We start from the raw sequence: 18,940 nt of genomic DNA on the forward strand, positions 1-18,940 counted from the left end.
CCTCACAGAAAGCGCTTCCTGCGATAAGTGCGGGGCAAGACGGCGGGAAGACGGGGGAATCACCGGACGGCACCGGCGGAGACTTTCGAAAGGTGGCCGTACGCCGGACAGCGCATCCCGGGGATCTGTGCACCGGAATAGGTCCGGGCGATCCGGTGCTCTTGCTGGAAGGAGGCACGCGCGCGTGGCGAAGGGCTGGTGGGCGATGACGGCAGACCAGACGGGCCCCGTGGTCAGAACGCCCCACGGGGCCGTACGCGGCCGGTACGAGCGGGGGATCGCGGTCTTCCGGGGCGTTCCGTACGCGGCCCCGCCCGTCGGCCCGCTGCGCTTCCGCCCGCCCCGGCCGCCCGAGCCCTGGGACGGGGTGCGGGACGCCGGCGCGTTCGGTCCGACCGCGCCGAAGCCGCCGTACTCCGAGGCGTTCGCCCAGTACCTGTCCGACCCCGTGATTCCCGGCGACGACTGCCTCAACCTGAACGTCTGGACCCCCGAGCCGGGGCCCGGCGCCCGGCTCCCGGTCCTGGTCTGGCTGCACGGCGGCGCGCTGACCAGGGGTTCCTCGGCGGTGCCGGTGTACGACGGCAGGACTTTCGCGCGCGACGGGGTCGTCTTCGTCTCGGTCAACTACCGGCTGGGGGTGGAGGGCTACGGGCTGTTCCCCGACGCGCCCCCGAACCCCGGCCTGCGCGACCAGCTCGCCGCGCTGCGCTGGGTGCACGAGACGATCGAGGTCTTCGGCGGCGACCCGGACCGGATCACCCTGTGCGGCCAGTCGGCCGGCGCCATCAGCGCCGGCGTCCTCCTCGCCGCACCCCAGACGCGGGGCCTGATCCGGCGGGCGGTCCTGCAGAGCGGCGCGCCCGAGGCCGTCGACCGCGACAAGGTACGGCGGATGGTGCGCCGGATGGCCACCCGGCTGAAGATCCCCGCCACGGCCGAGGCGTTCGCGGCGGTCGACCGCGCACTGCTGCTGCGCACCCAGGCCGAGGTCGGCCGGCTCAGCAGCCCGGTGCTGGGCGGGCCCGCGTTCGGCATCGTCGTGGACGGCGACCTGGTGCCCGGCGACCCGTTGAAGGCGCTGACCGAAGGCGGCGCCGCCCGGGACGTCGACCTGCTCATGGGGTGGACCCGGGACGAGTACCGGCTGTGGCTGGTGCCCGGCGGACTGCTGGAGCACGTCGACCGGCTCGGCGCGGTCGCCCTGGCCGGGGCGATGGCCCGCTGCCACGCCGGGCACGAGGTGGCGCGGGGCTACCGGACGCTGCACCCGGACGCCGGGACCGCCGAGATCGTCGGCCAGATGGTCACCGACCACCTGCTGCGGGTGCCGCTGCACCGGCTCGCCGACGCCCACCCCGGCGCCAGTCACCTGTACGAGTTCGCGTGGCCCTCCCGGCTGCCCGGCCTCGGCGCCTGCCACGCCCTGGAGCTGGGGTTCGTCTTCGACAGCGGGGACGTGCCCGAGTCGCGGAAGCTGGCCGGTGAGGGCGCCCCGCAGGAGCTGGCCGACGCGATGCACGCCGCCTGGGTGCGGTTCGCGGCGACCGGGGACCCCGGCTGGGCGGCCTGGGACGCGACGCATCCGGTGCGGGTCTTCGGCGAGGGCGAGCCGCGTACCGTACACGGCCCACGGGATGCGGAGACCGGCCTCTGGCCGACCGCCCGCACGGTCGTCCCGGAGATCAGCCCCGCGTCCGTGGGCCGGGCTCCGGGAGCGGAGCTGGCGGCGGCGGTACGGCGTCTGCGGCGCTCGGTGGCGGCCCGGCGTCGCTGAGGGCCTCCGAGAACCTCGCCCGGCCTGGCGGTTGCTCCGGCGCGCCGACTGCCGGCGACCCTCGGTCACCGTTCCTCACGACCCATCAGATGTGCAGTCCTTGTGAAGAGTGCAAGCACGTTTTGGGCGCCAAGTCCGGTGTATTACCTAGAACTTGACAGGCCTTTACCCTCCTGGGAGAGTCCTGCCCGATCAAGATCAAGATCAAGCCATGCAAGGCAGATATCAAGCCAAAGGCGAGATCATGTCATGGAGAGTAGGAAGATCCCTGTGAAGAACAAGCGCAGCCTGAAGGTCGCGATAGCCGCCGGTGCCCTCGTCATCGCCGGTGCCACTCCGGCCCTGGCCACCATCTCCTACCCGGCGGAGGGTGGCACCTGGGACCACGGAGCAGGCACCTCGTACGTGTGGTCCGACTACTACCTGTCCAGCCGCTGCCACGGCTCGACCTCCGTCGGTGAGTACATCGACACCGACGAGGCGAGCGCGGGCAACTGGAGCATCACCCAGGCCGACGCTGCGCTGTACGGCAACAAGGCGTACTACAAGACCAGCTGCTGACCCATCGGGGCCGGTGAGCCCCTGTTCCTCGTGGTGAGGTGAGCACCTCCGCCCGCGGAGAGAATGCCATGTCTCCCCGCGGGCGGTCCACTCCCCGCCTGTTCTGCCCTCCCGGAGCCGCGCTCCCCGATCTGGGTCGTCGATGCTGCACCGAAGTATCAAGTTCGTTCACGCCGCCGTACTGGCGTTCTCCGCAGTGCTCTCCTTCCTGTTCCTCCGAGACCTCGACGGACGCTGGGTCATGGGCCACACGGCCGTCGTCTGGGTGACGGACACCAAGGGGGAGACCACCGGCGCCCATGTCACCCGAGTCATGGCCGAGTTCGCCCGGTCCCACGGGGCGACGGTCGCGCGCGAGACCCCCGACCTCAAAGAGCCGTACAGCCGGCGGCATCTCTACCTGGCCCCCGGAGGACCCCACTCCGACTGGCTGCGCGACGGCTACCCCGCCTTCGACCGCGACTACCGCACCGATGTGCACCCCGTCGCCGAGCTGGGCAACCGCGATCCGCGGGGCTACTACTACGTGTTCGGCTCGGACCGGGACGTCGCCGAACTGGTCCGGACGTTCACCGGCCTCGGCTTCGAGGCGGCGCCCTACCGCCCCTACTCGCTCGGGCAGCTGACCCCGGCCTACTCCGACAGCGCTCTGCTCCGCTCCTTCTTCGTCGTCACCCTCGCCGTCGTGACGATGACGGGCGCCGGCGTCATGCTCAGCGCCAAGGGATACGGGGTGCAGCGCCTCCAGGGCAGGTCGTTCGGGCAGATCCTGCTGCGGGACCTGCGGCAACTGGCGACCTTCTGGGCGGCGGCCTTCGGCGGGGTGACCGCCCTGGCCCTGCTGCTGCTCGGCCTCTACAACGGACTGGCCTGGATCGGCCTCTTCGCCCTGATCGCCCTGGGTGTCGCCGCCGTCCTCGGGCTCGTCTCCCTCGCCGTGCACGCGATCACGCTCCAGCTCACCTCCCAGACCGCCCTGTTGCGAGCGCTGAAGGGCGAACTCCCCGCCCGGACCGCCGCGATGAGCACGTACCTGGTGCGGATCCCCGCGCTGCTGCTCGCGGTGAGCATCGCCGGTGACGTCGTCATGGCCGGACAGAACATCGCCAGCCGGGAAGCCAGCATCGAGACGTACCGGAAGATCGGCGACACCACGGCGATCGCCCTCAACGGCAGCACGGCGAGCGAGGGCGCCTTCGAAGTCCTGGACGAGAAGGTGGGCGGCTGGCTCCGCAAGGCCGACGGGGACGGGCAGGTCATCATCGCCGGGCACCGCAGGCTCCGGCACCTGGGCGACCTGGCCGGCCTCCCGGACCGCGACCTGCTGATCGTCAACGAGTCCTATCTCGCGGCACAGCCCGTGCTCGACGCTGCGGGGCGGCGGGTCCCCGCGACCACGGCGGACGGGACCCGGGTGAGACTGCTCGTCCCCGCGGACCTGGACCGGTACACCGGCCGTCTCGCCGCCTCGGTCCCCGAACTGCTGAACCCGAGCCGCCCGGAGGCGGTTCCCGCCGAGCGGGTGACGGCTCTCCGGGCCCGGGACGGCCAGCGGCTCTTCACCTACAACCCCCGGGGCCGGCTCCAGGCCATGACCAACCCCGACGCGGACGAGTCCTTCGTCACCGACCCGGTGGTCATCGTCTTCCCCGACGGCTCGCCCTCCCTGAGCAACCGGGGCTATGTCGCCTACGCCTCCCAGCAGAGTCTCGTCTTCAAGAACCCGGACGATGTGACGGACGGGATCGCCGAGCACCGTCTGGAGACCTACGTCACCGGGATGAGCCCGGTCGGACAGAACGCGGCCCTCAAGCTCCGCGATCTCGTCGCCGACTTCCGGCTCCAGTTGTTCAACCTGGCCGTGGCGGTCGTGGTGCTGCTCATCACCGGAGTCGGGGTCTGCATCGTCCACTCCCGGAAGAACGCGCAGACCATCTTCGCCCGGTACATCAGCGGCTGGCGGTTCACGGCCACACACCGTGCGCTCCTGGGCGTCGAGGGACTGCTGGCCGTCCTGCTCGCCGTATGGGTGCCCTTCCAGGTGTGGTGGCAGAACCAGGAGCTGGAGGAGTACCGCAGAACCGGCCTCAAACCGCCCGCCGAACCCGTCCACATCACCGGCCTCGACCTGGGCGCCAACGCGGGGCTCGTCGCCGTCGAGATCGCCGCGGTGCTCGCGGCCCTGGCCTTCTTCCACCGTCGGATCGTCAAGGAAGGGGCGGCAGAGTCGTGACCCCCCACCGTCCCATCGGAGCCACCTCGTGATCGAGATCGAGAACCTGCGCAAGTCCTACGGCCCGCGTACCCTGTGGTCCGGCCTCGATTTCACCGTTCGGCGAGGCCAGTTGCTGGCGCTGGTCGGGCCGAGCGGCTCCGGCAAGTCGACGCTGCTCAACTGCCTCGGCCTTCTCGACACCCCGAGCTCCGGCGCGATCCGCCACGAGGGCCGGGACATCACGGGATTCGGCCCGCGCGCCGCCCGGCACTACCGTCGCGACGTCCTCGGCTACCTCTTCCAGAACTACGCCCTGATCGAGAACGCGAGCGTCGCGGCCAACCTCGAAGTCGCCATGAAGCCACGGCGGAAGAGGGCCGACGCTCCGACGGTCGCCGAGGCGCTCGCACGCGTCGGGCTGGCGGGCCGGGAGAAGGAGCAGGTCCACCGGCTCAGCGGTGGCGAACAGCAGCGCGTCGCCCTGGCCCGCCTCATCGTCAAGCAGCCCGCCCTCGTGCTGGCCGACGAGCCCACCGGCGCGCTCGACCACGACAACACCACGCTGGTCGTCGACATCCTGCGCACGATGAGCGAGGACGGCTGCGCCGTCGTCATCGCCACCCACAACGACGCGGTCCGCGACCGCTGCGACACCGTGCTGACCGTCGGAAGCACGACCCAACCCGAACCCGTGAAAGGAAGGCAGCTCGCATGAAGATCCGTCTCACCTGGGCCGCTCCCCTCGTCCTTCTCGTCCTCGCCGCCATCGCGGTCTTCGCCGTCTACGGCACGCACGCCTTCACCATCCTCGGCCGGGTCGGGGCGAGGATCTTCTGAGCGTCCCGCCGCCCGGTCGCCGGAGGAGCGGCGCGGCACCTGGCCGGGCGGTGTGAGCCGCCGGCCCCGGTCCGCTCCGCCTCACCCGCCGACCGCCGCCACCGGGTCCCGCACCACCACCCGCGTGCCCAGCAGCGGATGCGCCGCTGCCGGCGGGCCGGTCGAGCGCGGGGCGCACGTCGGCCACCCGGCCCAGCTCCTGTGGGCACGTGCACGGCGGTCAGGGCCCGCCGCAGATCGCGCGCGAACGGGGGGTCGTCGTTCCCCGGCCGGCGGCAGTGCCCCGGCACGTCCGGACCGGCCTCGCACAGCGTGGTCAGCGTGCCCGCCGCGCCGACGTCCATGGCGGCCACCACCACCGTGAACCCGGTCTCTGCCGGAGCCTTCCACGAGACGGCTCCGTGCCGCGTCTCTGCCGGAGCCTTCCACGAGACGGCTCCGTGCCGGACGCGGAGGTGACCGGCTCGGCCCGCCCTACGCGGCGAGCGTTCCGGCGATCCCCGTGATCGCCTCCGGCCCGACCCGGCAGCACCCTCCGATCAGCCGTGCTCCCGCCTCCCGCCACGCCCTGACCTGCCCGGCGCCGAACGTGGTGCGTCCGCGCCAGGCCCGTGCCCGCGCGTCCCACGCCTCCCCGCTGTTGGGGTACACCACGACCGGTTTGCCGGTGACACGCGCCGCGATCTCCACCGCGCCCGGCACGTCCTCGGGCGCACAGCAGTTGACGCCGACCGCTATCACCTCGTCCGCATCGGCGGCGAGCCCGAACGCCTCCTCCAGGGGCTGCCCGGCCCGCGTCCGCGTGCCCTCGACGGTGTACGACAGCCAGGCCGGCACCCCCAGCCCCCGCACCGCCCGCAGCAGCGCGGCGGCCTCGTCGGCGTCCGGGACGGTCTCCAGCGCCAGCACGTCCGGCGCGGCGGCGGCCAGCACCTCCATCCGGGGCCGGTGGAACCGCTCCAGCTCGTCCACGCCCAGCCCGTACCGGCCCCGGTACTCGGAGCCGTCCGCGAGCATCGCCCCGTACGGCCCGACGGAGGCGGCCACCCACAGCGGGCGCGAGACACCCGCTCCACGGGCCTTGCCGGCCGCCTCCCGGGCCAGTTCCACGCTCAGCCCGAGCAGCCGCGCGGCTTCCTCCCGGCCGATGCCGCGCTTGCCGAAGCCCTCGAAGGTGGCCTGGTAGCTGGAGGTGATCGCCACGCTCGCGCCGGCGAGGTAATAGGCGAGGTGGGCCTCGGTCACCGCTTCGGGCCGCTCGGCGAGCAGCCGTGCCGACCACAGCTCGTCGCTCAGGTCGTGGCCGGCCGACTCCAGCTGGTTGGACATGCCGCCGTCGAGCACGACGGTCCCGGCGGCGAGGGCGTCGGTGAGGCTGGGGGAGGTGTGGCTGGTCATGGTCACGACGCTAGTCGAAGGGGAGGGGAAAGAGCTTTCCCTGGGCTTTCCCTTCCGTCCCGCATTCTCCGCCGGACCCATTTGACCCCCTCGTGACGCCCCCTTACCTTTTCGATGTTCGGAATCACAGATGCCGTACGGGATAGCGAACGAACGCTCCTCGACCCAGCAGTCGACGGGCTGGCCGGGCGGGCGGGGCCTGCGGGCCGAGCTCGCCCCGGTCACCGGCCTGTCGCCGGAGCTGACCGGGGTGACCGGGGACGGCGCGGCCACGCTGTTCGTGGCGCTCGCCCGGCTCACCGGGGAGCCGGACCCGCTGCCGCCGGCGGAGCTGGTGTGCGTGGAGACGGACGGCGACGAGCACGGCTACGAGGTGCGGGTGAGCCGGTCCGGCGGGCCGGCCGCCGCCTTCCGGTTCACGGCGGTGGACGAGGTGTCCGCCGGCCCGTCCTGGTCGGTGACGCCCCGGTGAGGCGGCAGGAAGGGGCGCCCTACGCTTCGGCGGGCGCCGAACCGACCGTGGTCCAGCATGGCCGTATGACCGCAGAGCCCGCTGCCGCCCCCTCCTTCGCCGGCCTCCATCACCGTCCGGGCGAGCCGCTGCTGCTGCCCAACGCCTGGGACCACGCCTCGGCCGCCGCCCTCGCCGCCCGGGGATTCCCGGCGATCGGTACGACCAGCCTTGCGGTCGCGGCGGCCGTGGGGCTGCCCGACGGGGAGGGCGCGACCCGCGAGCACACCGTGCGCCTCGCCCGGGTCCTCGGCTCCGGGCCGTACCTCCTCTCGGTCGACGCCGAGGACGGCTTCAGCGACGACCCGGCCGAAGTCGCCGAGCTGGCGCGCCAGTTGTGGGACGCCGGGGCCGTCGGCATCAATCTTGAGGACGGCCTCGGCCCGGCCCGGCGGCACGCGGCGAAGATCGCCGCCGTCAAGGCGGCCGTACCGGGCCTGTTCGTCAACGCCCGCACCGACACCTACTGGTCGGGCGACGGCGACGAGAGGGAGACCCTGCGCCGGCTCGACGCCTACCAGGAAGCGGGCGCCGACGGGGTGTTCGTACCCGGCGTCACGGACCCGGAGCGCATCGCGGCCCTCGTCCGGCACACCGCAGCCCCCCTCAACGTCCTCCACTCGCCCACCGGACCCACGCTCGGTCACCTCGCCGGACTCGGCGTGCGCCGCGTCAGCCTCGGCTCGCTGCTGTACCGCCGGGCGCTGGGCGCGGCCCTGGACGCGGTCGCCGACATCGCCGCCGGGCGGGCCCCGGCCGGTACGATCCCGTCCTACGCCGACGTGCGCGCGCTGGAACGCAGCGTCTCGGCGAGCGAGTCGGCGAACTCCACGGGGTGATCCAGTGTGCCGAGATGCCCGCCCGGGAACTCGGTGAAGGAGCAGCCCGTGCGTGCGGCGAGGAACTCGGCCGTGCGGTACAGGAGTTGGCCGCGCGACGCGGCGCCGGCGGCGAGGGTGAGCCGGCCGGGGGGCGGGCTGAGGACGGGCGCGTACGCGGTGAACGGGCGCAGGACACGGGCCAGGAAGACGCCCATCGGGGTCGCCGACCCGCCCTCGGCGGGCGGCCGTCCAGGACCGTCCAACTGCTCGATCAGCTCGGCCCGGCGCGCCGCCCCGTCCGGCAGGACCGTCACGCACGGCGGTTCGTGCGCGACCACGTGCGCCAGCCGCCCGGGGTACCGCGCCAGCAGGTCCAGCACCGCGATGCCACCGGAGCTGGTGCCGAACACCGACGCGGTGGCACCCTGCGGCAGCACCTCCTCCAGCACCCGCCGCGCGCCCTCGCTCCAGTCCGCGACCCGCTGCTCGGCGACCGGGTGCCCGAGCCGGCCGTGGGCGAGGCCCAGCGGGTCGTACGTCACCACGGTGAAGCGCGCGGCCAGCCGCTCGGTCAGCGGTCCGAGGCCCATCGGATGCCCGGCCCCGCCCGGCACGAGCAGCAGCACGGGACCCCGGCCCGTGACGTCGTAGCAGGGCGTGTCAGTCATCGTTCTGCTCCCGGGGCCAGTGTGCGAGGGCGAGGTGCAGGGCGTCGACGGCCTTGTCCCAGGAGGCCCGTACGTCCCGGTCCGCGCCGAAGCCGCCCGCGCCCTCCAGGAGGCAGTAGCCGTGGAAGGTGCTGCGCAGCAGGCGCACCGCGTCCGTCAGGTCCGGTTCCTCCAGGCCGTAGGCGCGCAGCATGCCGTAGGTGATCTGCGCGGTGCGGCGCAGTGCGGGGGAGTCGGCGACGAGGGCCTGGTCCATGCGGATCTGCGTGGCCGCGTACCGTCCCGGGTGCTCCAGGGCGTAGTCCCGGTAGGCGCCGGCGAAGGCCCGCAGCGCCTCCTTGCCCGCCCGGCCGGCCACCGCCGCCGCGATCCGGTCGATCAGCTCGCCGCCCGCGTACAGGGCGAGCCGCGTGCGCAGGTCCTGGAGATTGCGGACGTGCGAGTACAGGCTCGCGTCCTTGACGCCGAAGCGGCGCGCCAGCGCCGAGATGCTGACGTGGTCGAAGCCGGCTTCGTCCGCCAGCTCCGCCGCCGCCACCACCAGCCGCTCGACGGTCACTCCCACCCGGGCCACCGCCCACCTCCCTTGGACTCCTAGGGCATAGCCTAGGGTCTCTAGGTAGAGGGGTGTCAACGTGCTCGGCGTACTCAGCCGATCGGCGCGTACAGCACCCCGAGCTTGTGTCCGCCGTCGCCGTGCCGGCCGTCAGGGTGCGGTCCCGGTCGGTGGTGAAGGCGGCCGAGGAGATCCGGGTGCGGCCGTCCTTCCGGCCCGCGGTGAGCCCGACCGAGGTGAGGTGCTCCCCGGTGGGGAGGGTGAGGGAGGCGGCCGTACCGCCGGTGCCGCCGTGACCGAGGACCGTACCGCCGTCGAGGGTGAGGGACACGGCGTCCAGGCGGGCGCCGCCGCGCAGGATGAGGGTCCGCGGGGCGGGCGCGTCCGGCAGGTCGTCGGCGTCGTTGAAGGCCGTGCCGTGCGGGCCGCCGGAGAAGTCGCTCGCCCGGAGCCGCGGGTTGGGGGTCGCGGTCAGGGAGACCAGGTCGCTGCCCCGGTAGAGGACCTTGTCGACCACCTCGCAGTCGTGTCGAGTCGACCGCGGCCGGCCGGGCGCAGAGCCGGGCGGCCGCGGTGGGCGTCGGGACCGTGTCGGTCAGCTGGTCTCCGGAGCGGGGGCCGGGGAGAAGACGAACGAGAACTCCGCCGGCTCGGCCCGCAGGTGGTACCGGGGCAGCGGACCCGGACCGCAGGACTGGGAGCCGATGCCGTGCTGGCCGTGGTCGAGGTTGACCCACACCGCCGCGGCGGAGCCGCTGTCGGACGCGGTGGCAGGCACCAGGTCGGTGCGGTGGGCCGCCGCGTCGAGCTGCTCGGTGGTCCAACGGCGGGCGGTGAACCAGTACGCCGGGTCCCCCTCGATGCGCAGGCCGCCCAGTTCCGCCCAGCGGACGTCGATCCGGGCACCGTTCTCCTGCGGGCGGACGTACGGCGTCTGGAGCTCGTCCACGGTCGACTGCCAGCGGGCGATCCGGGACGCCGTCCGCGTGTCCGGGTACGCCTCGCCGGGCCCGCCGCCGTACCACCGCACCCGGTCGGCCGTGGCCAGCCCGAAACGGATGCCGAGGCGGGGCAGCGGGACCGTCCAGTCGCCTTCCGGCACGGTGGTCACGGTCAGCCGGAGTCGGTCCCCGTCCGACGTCCAGCGGTACACCGTCGACAGCCCCAGCTCCCGGGCGGCCGGCGCCACCCGGGTGCGGACCGTCAGCGCGTCCTCGCCGGCCTCGACCGCGTCCAGGCGGTGCCGCATCCGGTGCAGGCCGAGCTTCCGCCACAGCAGTCCGTAACGCAGGTCGCTCTGCCAGGCGGCACCGTCGTCGTTGTCGGTGGTGGCCCGCCACACGTCCAGGCGCAGACCGGTGACCGGTACCGCCCCGATCGTGCGCAGCGCCCCGGTGCGGGCGTCGAAGACGGCCGGGCCGAGGGTGACCACCCCGTCATCGGGCGCCGGGCGGGCGGACGCGGCGACGTACGGCGCCCGGCGCGCCGACGCCGGTAGCTGGCCCCAGGCGACGACATGGCCCCGCGGCGCCCACGCGGTGTCGGAGGCGAGAGCCGCCCGGACGGTCCAGTACGCCTCGCCCGCCGGGGCACCGGCCGGTACGGCGGGCAGCTTGACCTCGGCGGACTCACCGGGGGCCAGCGCGGGCACCGACAGGCTGCCCGAGTCCACGCTCTCGCCCTCGACCTCGTACGACCAGGAGAAGGCCAGCGCCGACAGGTCCGCGAAGTCGTACGTGTTGGTGACACGGACGGTGCCGGCCGTGCCGTCGCCCGTGACGGCGACCGGTTCGATCACCTTCTTGTACTCGACCAGGCCGGGGGAGGGCCGCCGGTCGGGGAACAGCAGACCGTCGCAGACGAAGTTGCCGTCGTGCAGCTCCTCGCCGAAGTCGCCGCCGTAGGCGTAGCCCAGTTCGGGGTGGGCGATGCCGTGGTCGATCCACTCCCAGACGAAGCCGCCCTGGAGCCGGTCGTGGGCCTCGAACAGCCGCTGGTAGTCGGCGAGTCCGCCGGGACCGTTGCCCATGGCGTGCGCGTACTCGCACAGGATGAAGGGGAGTTCGCGGCGCCTGAGCGGTCCGCCGTCCAGGTGCCGCCCGATCCGCTCGACCTCGGCGTGGTTCGCGTACATCCGTGAATAGACGTCGGTGTCACGGCAGGTGTGGTCGCCCTCGTAGTGCACGAGCCGGGAGGCGTCACGGGCGTGGATCCACTCGGCCATCGCGGTCAGGCCCCGGCCGGTGCCGGCCTCGTTGCCGAGCGACCAGATGACGACCGAGGGGTGGTTCTTGTCCCGCTCGACCATGCGGGCCGCCCGGTCGAGCAGGGCCGGGGTCCAGCGGTCGTCGTCGACGGGGTTGTCCCGCCAGCCCTGCTCGGTGAAGCCGTGCGTCTCCAGGTCGCACTCGTCGATCACCCACAGGCCGTACTCGTCGCACAGGTCGAGGAAGGCCGGGTGGGGCGGGTAGTGGGAGGTGCGGACGGCGTTGATGTTGTGCCGCTTCATCAGCAGCACGTCCTCGCGCATGGTCGCGAGGTCGAGGGCCCGGCCCTTCTCCGGGTGCCACTCGTGCCGGTTGACGCCCTTGAAGAGCACCGGGCGGCCGTTCACCTTGATCAGGCCCTCCGACAGCTCCACCGTGCGGAAGCCGATGCGCAGCGGCACCCGCTCGCCGTCGGTGGCCAGCACGCCGTCGTACAGTTTCGGCGTCTCGGCGGTCCACGGCTCGACCGGGACGGTGACCGGCTCACCGGCAGGGACGTCCACACCGAGGTCCGCGACGGTCACCCGGCCCGCCACGTCGGAGTCGACGCGCAGGGTGCCCGTGCCGGACACGTGGTCGTAGGAGGCGTGCACGAAGAAGTCCCGGACGCTGCCCGGCGGCCGGTGCAGCAGGGTGACGTCCCGGAAGATGCCCGGCAGCCACCACTGGTCCTGGTCCTCCAGGTACGAGCCCGCCGACCACTGGTGGACGCGCACGGCCAGCACATTGCCCGAGATCCTCAGGTGCGGGCCGACGGGGAACTCGTGCGGCAGCCGGGAGCCCTTGAACTCGCCCAGCTCGGTGCCGTTCAGCCAGATCCGGGCGCAGGACTCCACGCCGTCGAAGCGCAGTACGGCCTCGCCGCCGGCCGGCCAGTCGGAGGGCAGGTCGAAGACGCGCAGGTGGTCGCCGGTCGGGTTCTCGGTCGGCACCCGGGGCGGGTCGACCGGGAACGGGTAGAGGTGGTTGGTGTAGACGGGGGAGCCGTGGCCCTGGAGCACCCAGTGGCCCGGGACCGTGACCTCCGCCCAGTCACCGGCGTCGTACCCTTGCGCCGCGAAGGAGTCGTCCTGGGCGTCGGCCGTGTCCGACAGCCGGAATCGCCAGCCGCCGCCGAGTGAGAGGGACGCGGCGTCGGAGGACGCGTACCAGGCGCGCGGCGGCAGCGCCCCGGTCCCCGGGGAGACGTCCTCGACGTAGTCGGTGCGGGTGTGGAAAGACATCGGTCTCCTAGCTCAGCCCTTGATGCCGGTCTGCGTGATCCCCTGCCCGGCCGGCGCCGGCGGAAGAGGAACACGAACGCGGGACAGGTGAGACGAGGGCCGCCGGGTCAGGGGAGTGACCGGCGGCCCTCGGTCGGGGAAGCGGTCGCGCTACTGCCTGGTCCAGGCTTCGTTGGCGCCGCCGGTGCAGCGGTAGAGGATCACCCTGGAGCCGTCGGCCGTCGCTTGTCCGCTGACGTCCAGGCACCTGCCCGATGCCTCGTTCACGATCTGCCCGTTGGAGTTCAGCAGCCAGCGCTGCGTGCCGTCACCGCTGTACGCGGATGTGGTCGTCAGCCCCGAACTCCCGGCCGTGAGATAGCCGTTGGTGCCCTTCAGGGTGCCTCTCGCGTCGTACGACCAGGACTGCTCCGCGGTGTCCGTGCAGCCGGCGATCGTGGCACCCGAGGCATCGGCCGTCAGGCACTTGCCGGACTGCTCGCCCACCAGGGCACCGGTCAGCGCCGAACTCCCGTGTCCCTTGCGGTCGAAGACGTACGTAGTGACCGAACGGGCCGCGAGCGTCGCCGACATGGTGCCGTCCGCGATCGAAGGCTTGGCCACCTTCGCCCAGTTCTCGTCGGCGGAGGTCCGCACGGCCTGCGTGGCCCGCACCGGCGTCCGGCTGTTGAAGTGCAGGTTCAGCGCGGTGTCGGTCGCGTTGTGGTTGTTGACCACGACCACCCAGCGACCGTTCCCGTCGTACGCGGACACCTCGACACCGTCAGGCGCGCCGGTCACGTCGTGCAGGGCCGCGCCGGGCCGGACGAACTTGCTGTACTGGCCGAGCGTGTAGTAGCGCTTGGTGAAGTACAGGGTCTGGTTGCCGTTCTTCGCGTAGTCCGGGTCGTAGTAGACCAGGCCGTCGTTCCAGCCCTCGTCGTTCCGGGCCGTCGGATCGCTGCCGATCATCTCCGACAGCGCCACCCACCACTGGAACGCCGAGTCATGGGCGGTCGCGAAGTCCTTGTAGATGATCCGGGAGAGGTTCAGCCCGCCGTCGATCGTCGGGTCGTACTCCTGCGCCCAGCCCGTGCCGCCCTTGCCGAAGCAGCAGATCTCGGTCGACCAGGACTCCTTGCCGGCCGCCCTGGACGTCTCGTACACCTGTGCCCGGTCGGCGTCGCCCGGGTTGTCGTACGTGTGGTGGGCAAGCCTGGCGACGTACGGGGCCGTACCGGGCTGGGAGATCCACTGCGGGACCTCGGAGTTGAACTTCACCGTGCTGGTCGACTCGTCGGCGATGATCGTCGCCTTCTGGTGCCGGGCCCGCTGTTCGGCGCCGAGCGCGCGCACGATGTCGTCGCGCTGGGGGACGTCGACGAGCATGCCCTCCTGGCCGCACGAGTCGAAGCTGTTCGTCGGCTCGTTGAACGGGCTGATGTAGTCGAGCTTCACGCCCTGTTGCGCGAAGTGGTCGGTGACGTCGGCGACGTACTTCGCGAAGTCCCGCTCGTTCTGCGCCTTCAGATGGCCACCGCAGCTCTTGCCGTTCGTCTTCCACGCGGCCGGCGCGCTGTTGACGAACCCGATCAGGTCCTCGACGCCGTACCGGGCGGCGGCGGAGAGGAAGTAGCGGCCGGCCTCGTCCTTGCTCCAGTCGTAGCCGCCGTCCGGCTTCAGGAAGTCCTCGGCGGCGCGGGGCGCGTACGTCACGCCGGTGCCGCCGCCGCCGATGTTGTAGCGGTACGCGCTGAGGTCCAGGCCGTCCTCGGAGAACAGCAGCCGGGCGACCCGGGCCCGGACCTCCGGGTCGAAGTTCTTCAGGTCGTTGACCCACCAGGCACCGGACGCGCCGATGTTGTCGATGGTCTGGGCGGCGTGCGGGGAGACCTCGGCGGCGGGGGTGCCGGTGGTGCCGGCGGCGCTCGCGGGCGGGGAGCCGAGCAGGGCTCCGGTGACGGCCAGCGCGGCCGAGGCGGTCAGCAGGACCGGTCTGCGGGTGCGGGGCCGAGGGATCCGGGGCCGGGAAGTGGGGGGCCGGGAGGTGCGGAGGTCAGACACGTGCATCCCTTCCGTCGTCACGAAGGCGGTGCGGTACGGCTCCTTGCGGGGGCGGTGGTGCGCTTGGTGCTGGTCCGCTGCCCGACGGACTGCAGCGCCCCCTCCAGCGCGAACGTGGCCGCGCCGAGGGACACCGGGTCGGTGGGGATCGGGGAGAGGACGATCTCGGTGGCGGCCAGGGGCCGGCCCAGGGCGTGCCGGGCGACCGCCCGGCGGACCTCCCCGAGCAGCGGCTCGCCCAGCCGGGAGGCCACCCAGCTGCTGAGGACGACCACTTCGGGGTTGAGGAGATTGATCAGGTCGGAGATGCCGGCGCCGAGGTAACGGGCCGTGTCCCGGACGACCTTGAGCGCCACCGGGTCGTCCTCGGCGACCGCGCGGGCCAGCGCGTCGATGGTGGCCGTCTGGTCCCCGGGGTGCAACAGGACCGAGCCCGGGTCGAGTTCGCGCAGGTTCTGCATGATGCCCGGGGCACCGACGTACGTCTCCACGCAGCCGTGGTTGCCGCAGTGGCACAGCCGGCCGTCCAGCACGAGCGTGGTGTGCCCCCACTCACCGGCGCTGTTGCTCACCCCGCGGTGCAGACCGCCGCCGAGGGCCAGACCGGCGCCGACGCCGGTGCCTAGGTTGACCACGACGGCGTCCCCGCGGCCCCGCGCCGCACCGAACCACAGCTCGGCCACCGCGCACGCGCGCAGCGGATTGTCCAGGTACAGCGGGTAGGCGATGTGTTCGGCGAGCAGACCGAGCAACGGCACGTCGTGCCAGTACCAGTTGGGCGCGTACTCGGCGACCCCGGTGTCCCGGTCGACCTGGCCCGGCACGCTCACCCCGACGCCCAGCACCCGGGCCGCCTCGATGCCGGCCCGGGCGACGACCGAGTCCACCGCGGCGGCGACGTGCCCGACCACCTGCTCGGGCCGGCTCTCGCCGGGCCGCAGGTCCTCGTCGGCGCGGGCCAGCACGTTCAACGCCAGGTCGAACAGCTCCACGTGGACGTACGTCTCGGCGATGTCCACGCCGATCAGCGCGCCCCCCGACGCGTTGACGGCGACTAGCCCCCGGGGGCGGCCCCCGGCGGAGTCCTCGAACCCCACCTCGGTGATCATGCGGAGGTCCAGCAGCTCACCGACGAGCGTGGCCACCGTGGCGAGGCTCAGCCCGGTGGCCGCGGCCAGCTCCTGACGGGAGGTGGGAGACTCGGCGATGATCTGGCGCAGCACCTCGTAGCGGTTCGCGGTGCGGATGTCACGTGAGGTGCGCTTCACGCGGCTGCCCCTCCCCTCCCGTCGGACCAGTGCGGGCCGAGGCGGCTACGGCACCGGCGCGGACGTCAGGCTAGGGGCTGGGAGGGACTTTCGACAAGGGGTTCGGAAAGGGGGTGGAGGAAGTGGGGGGTGGCGCGAGCGCCCCGGCGAACGGCCGTCAGTGGCCGAGGAGGTCCCGCACGAAGGCGTTGGTGAACGTGCCGGAGGGGTCCAGGGCGCGGACCAGGTCCCGGAAGTCGGCGAACCGCGGGTACCGCCCGCGCAGTGCGGCCGGCGGGATCTGGAAGACCTTCCCCCAGTGCGGGCGCGGGTCGAACGGCTCCAGCACCTCCTCCAGCCGGCGCACCACCGGCAGCACCGCCGCCTCGTCCTTCACCCAGGTGAAGTGCAGCGCGACCGAGTCCCGTCCGTGGGCCGGGCTCAGCCACTGCGCGTCGGCGGCGACCGTCCGCACCTCGCAGGTCTGCAGCACCCCGGCGACCGTGTCCCGGATGCCGTCGATCGCGTGCAGCGCGCCGAGGGCCGAGGGCCGCGGCAGCAGGTACTCCGACTGGATCTCCTCCCCGCTGCTCGGCGTGAACTCGGCCCGGAAGTGCGGCAACCGCTCGTGCCACGGCCCCGGCACCCCCAGCTGCTCCGTGCAGTTCACCGCGGGCATGCCCGGCACCGGGTGCAGCGGCTCCGTCGCGGGCGCCGCCCACGGGAAGTCCACCGCCGGCCGGTCCGTGCGCCGCTTGACCCACACCTGCCGGAAGCCCGGCCGCCGCCAGTCGGTGAAGAGGCTCACGCTGTACCCGGCGGCGGCGACGGCCTCGAAGTCCAGCGCGTCCAACGGAAGTCCGGTGTAGACCCGCTGCTCCACCCCGTACGCCGGCTCCAGGTCGAGGGTGAGCGCGGTGACGGCGCCCAGCGCGCCGAGGGAGGTGACGACACCGGCGAACCGCGCGTCGTCCCGGCCGATCCTCCGCGTCGTACCGTCCGCGACGACCATCTCCACCTCGCGGACCGCCGCCGCCAGCGGGCCGTTGGTCACACCCGAGCCGTGCGTGCCCGTCGCCACCGAACCGGCCACCGAGATGTGCGGCAGGGAGGCCATGTTGGACAGGGCGAGACCGTGCGCGTGGACCGTGCGGGCCAGTTCGGCGTAGCGGACGCCGCCCGACACCCGGACCGTACGCGCGGCCGTGTCGACGTCGACCGTCTGCGGCAGCCCGGCGGTGGACACCAGGATGCCGTCCGGGCCCGGGTCGGCGATCCGGTTGAAGGAGTGCCCGCTGCCCAGTATCCGCACCCGCGTGTTCCCCGCCACCAGCGCCGCCAGCTCCTCCGGCGTGCGCGGACGGTGGAACTCGCGTGCCGCGTACGTGACGGTGCGTGCCCAGTTGGTGACCGTGCCGGCGCCCCCGGCCCCTGTCCTCCCCGTGGTCCCTGCGGTCTCAGCCATCCCTGTGTCCTCTCCCGGTGCGTTGCGTCTGCGTTGACCCTCTCATCAGGCGCCACCTACGGTAGAGACCGGTTGCTGTCCGAGCGTCACCGAGCCGGAAGGTCCCCTCCTTGCCCGAGCGTCCCCAGGCGCTGTTCGCCATGACAGCCCGGAACGTGCCGCTCGTCTTCCCGCCGGAACTGCTGACCCGGCTGCGCGCCTGCGTGGACATCGATCCCGCCCTGGTGGCGGACGACTTCACCGGGGCCCGGGTGCGGGAGGCCCTGGCCCGTACCGAGATCCTGATCACCGGCTGGGGCTGTCCCCGCCTGGACGCGGCCGTCCTGGACGCCGCGCCGAAGCTGCGCGCCGTGCTGCACGCGGCCGGCTCGGTCAAGGGGTTCACCACGCCCGAGGTGTGGCAGCGGGGCATCGCCGTCTCCTCGGCCGCCGCCGCCAACGCCGTACCCGTCGCCGAGTACACCCTCGCCATGATCCTGCTCGCCGGGAAGGACGTCTTCGCCCACCGCGACCGGCTGCGCGACTGGCGCGCCTTCCCCTACGGCGAGATCCTGCCCGGCATCGGCAACCACGGCCGCCGCGTCGGCATCGTCGGCGCCTCCCGGATCGGCCGCCGCCTGCTCGAACTGCTCCGCCCGTACGACCTCGCGGTCACGCTCGCCGACCCGTACGTGGACGCGGCGGAGGCCGCCCGGCTCGGTGTGCCGCTGCTGCCGCTGGACGAGCTGCTGCGCACCTCCGACATCGTCACGCTGCACGCCCCGCAGACCGCCGAGACCCATCGTCTGATCGGTGCCCGCGAACTGGCCCTGATGCCTGCCGGATCCGTGCTCGTCAACACCGCGCGCGGCGCCCTGGTCGACCACGAGGCGCTGGTCGCGGAGCTGCGCGCCGGCCGCCTCGGCGCCGTGCTGGACGTGACCGACCCCGAACCGCTGCCCGCCGACTCCCCGCTGTACGACCTGCCGAACGCCTTCGTCACCCCGCACCTGGCCGGCTCGCAGGGCAACGAGGTGGCCCGGCTGGGGCGGGTGGTCGTGGAGGAGGCCGAGCGGCTGTCGGCGGGCGCCGCTCTGCTGCACGCGGTCGACCCGGCCGAACTGGGCAGGACGGCCTGAGCCTGCCGGGCGGCGGACGCGGCGGCCCCGACCCGCAGCGCGGCGGGTCCGCGCCGGCGGGCAAGGCATGGGTGCCGCGCCCGCCGAGACCACGGTGTCCGCCGCCGTCGGCCTGATCGCTTCCAGGATCTCCCGGGCCCTGCGCGGGGCGGGCCGCCGGGCAGTGGACGACGTGGCCGTGGCCGGGCGGGCGGCATCCCGTGCGCCCGGGAGGTCCGACCGGCGCAGCGTCG

At 73.1% G+C, this 18,940-nt stretch carries 15 protein-coding genes and 1 pseudogene; 8 read left to right on the forward strand and 8 right to left on the reverse strand.

Annotation, left to right across the window (positions count from 1 at the left end; translation table 11 throughout):
* Positions 1-205 precede the first annotated feature (205 nt).
* The 5 genes from C3492_RS11685 to C3492_RS45620 all read left to right on the forward strand — a co-directional run bounded on the left by C3492_RS11685 (position 206) and on the right by C3492_RS45620 (position 5,390).
* Positions 206-1,777: a carboxylesterase/lipase family protein gene (locus C3492_RS11685; RefSeq protein WP_181140332.1), complete on the forward strand. Its 1,572-nt coding sequence runs from the start codon at positions 206-208 to the stop codon at positions 1,775-1,777.
* Positions 1,778-2,026: 249 nt separating this feature from the next.
* Positions 2,027-2,338: a lactococcin 972 family bacteriocin gene (locus tag C3492_RS11690; protein ID WP_103811674.1), complete on the forward strand. Its 312-nt coding sequence runs from the start codon at positions 2,027-2,029 to the stop codon at positions 2,336-2,338.
* Between the two features lie 142 nt (positions 2,339-2,480).
* Positions 2,481-4,571: a bacteriocin-associated integral membrane family protein gene (locus tag C3492_RS11695; RefSeq protein ID WP_103811675.1), complete on the forward strand. Its 2,091-nt coding sequence runs from the start codon at positions 2,481-2,483 to the stop codon at positions 4,569-4,571.
* A gap of 28 nt (positions 4,572-4,599) precedes the next feature.
* Entirely contained in the window at positions 4,600-5,268 is a 669-nt protein-coding gene (locus tag C3492_RS11700) for an ABC transporter ATP-binding protein (protein ID WP_103811676.1), read from the forward strand.
* A complete protein-coding gene (locus C3492_RS45620; protein ID WP_258055637.1) occupies positions 5,265-5,390 on the forward strand; it encodes a hypothetical protein in 126 nt (41 codons plus the stop codon). The genes C3492_RS11700 and C3492_RS45620 overlap by 4 nt, the downstream gene beginning before the upstream one ends.
* A gap of 474 nt (positions 5,391-5,864) precedes the next feature.
* Here the strand turns inward: C3492_RS45620 and mmuM are convergent, their stop codons facing one another.
* Positions 5,865-6,788, reverse strand: a complete 924-nt coding sequence (mmuM, locus tag C3492_RS11705; protein WP_181140324.1) for a homocysteine S-methyltransferase — start codon at positions 6,786-6,788, stop codon at positions 5,865-5,867.
* 130 nt (positions 6,789-6,918) lie between these two features.
* Between mmuM and C3492_RS11710 the strand changes: the two genes are divergently transcribed.
* Complete coding sequence (locus C3492_RS11710; protein WP_308461139.1) at positions 6,919-7,260, forward strand: hypothetical protein; 342 nt, start codon at positions 6,919-6,921, stop codon at positions 7,258-7,260.
* A gap of 65 nt (positions 7,261-7,325) precedes the next feature.
* A complete protein-coding gene (locus tag C3492_RS11715; protein WP_103811678.1) occupies positions 7,326-8,138 on the forward strand; it encodes an isocitrate lyase/phosphoenolpyruvate mutase family protein in 813 nt (270 codons plus the stop codon).
* On the opposite strand, the gene C3492_RS11720 is transcribed toward C3492_RS11715, so the two are convergent.
* The 7 genes and pseudogenes from C3492_RS11720 to C3492_RS11750 form a co-directional block, all read right to left on the reverse strand.
* On the reverse strand, positions 8,072-8,788 hold the full coding sequence (locus tag C3492_RS11720; protein WP_103811679.1) for an alpha/beta fold hydrolase: 717 nt from the start codon (positions 8,786-8,788) through the stop codon (positions 8,072-8,074). The two genes, C3492_RS11715 and C3492_RS11720, sit on opposite strands and share 67 nt — an antisense overlap.
* Positions 8,781-9,362: a TetR/AcrR family transcriptional regulator gene (locus C3492_RS11725; RefSeq protein WP_181140325.1), complete on the reverse strand. Its 582-nt coding sequence runs from the start codon at positions 9,360-9,362 to the stop codon at positions 8,781-8,783. The genes C3492_RS11720 and C3492_RS11725 overlap by 8 nt, the downstream gene beginning before the upstream one ends.
* 100 nt (positions 9,363-9,462) lie before the next feature.
* Positions 9,463-9,804, reverse strand: a pseudogene (locus C3492_RS45625) (jacalin-like lectin); the annotation flags it as partial.
* A 135-nt stretch (positions 9,805-9,939) separates the two neighbouring features.
* Positions 9,940-12,834: a glycoside hydrolase family 2 TIM barrel-domain containing protein gene (locus tag C3492_RS11735; RefSeq protein WP_103811680.1), complete on the reverse strand. Its 2,895-nt coding sequence runs from the start codon at positions 12,832-12,834 to the stop codon at positions 9,940-9,942.
* A gap of 150 nt (positions 12,835-12,984) precedes the next feature.
* Entirely contained in the window at positions 12,985-14,883 is a 1,899-nt protein-coding gene (locus C3492_RS11740; protein ID WP_374938338.1) for a glycoside hydrolase, read from the reverse strand.
* An 11-nt stretch (positions 14,884-14,894) separates the two neighbouring features.
* On the reverse strand, positions 14,895-16,145 hold the full coding sequence (locus C3492_RS11745) for an ROK family transcriptional regulator (protein WP_103811681.1): 1,251 nt from the start codon (positions 16,143-16,145) through the stop codon (positions 14,895-14,897).
* A 157-nt stretch (positions 16,146-16,302) separates the two neighbouring features.
* Positions 16,303-17,589 (reverse strand): FAD-binding protein, encoded by a 1,287-nt coding sequence (locus C3492_RS11750; RefSeq protein ID WP_103811682.1) that lies wholly within the window; start codon positions 17,587-17,589, stop codon positions 16,303-16,305.
* A gap of 110 nt (positions 17,590-17,699) precedes the next feature.
* On the opposite strand from C3492_RS11750, the gene C3492_RS11755 reads away from it, so the two are divergent.
* Positions 17,700-18,707, forward strand: coding sequence for a hydroxyacid dehydrogenase (locus C3492_RS11755; RefSeq protein ID WP_103811683.1), 1,008 nt, complete (start codon positions 17,700-17,702; stop codon positions 18,705-18,707).
* Positions 18,708-18,940 lie beyond the last annotated feature (233 nt).

It is taken from the genome of Streptomyces sp. Ru62, assembly GCF_002920615.1.
In the GTDB taxonomy this organism is placed as follows: Bacteria; Actinomycetota; Actinomycetes; order Streptomycetales; family Streptomycetaceae; genus Streptomyces.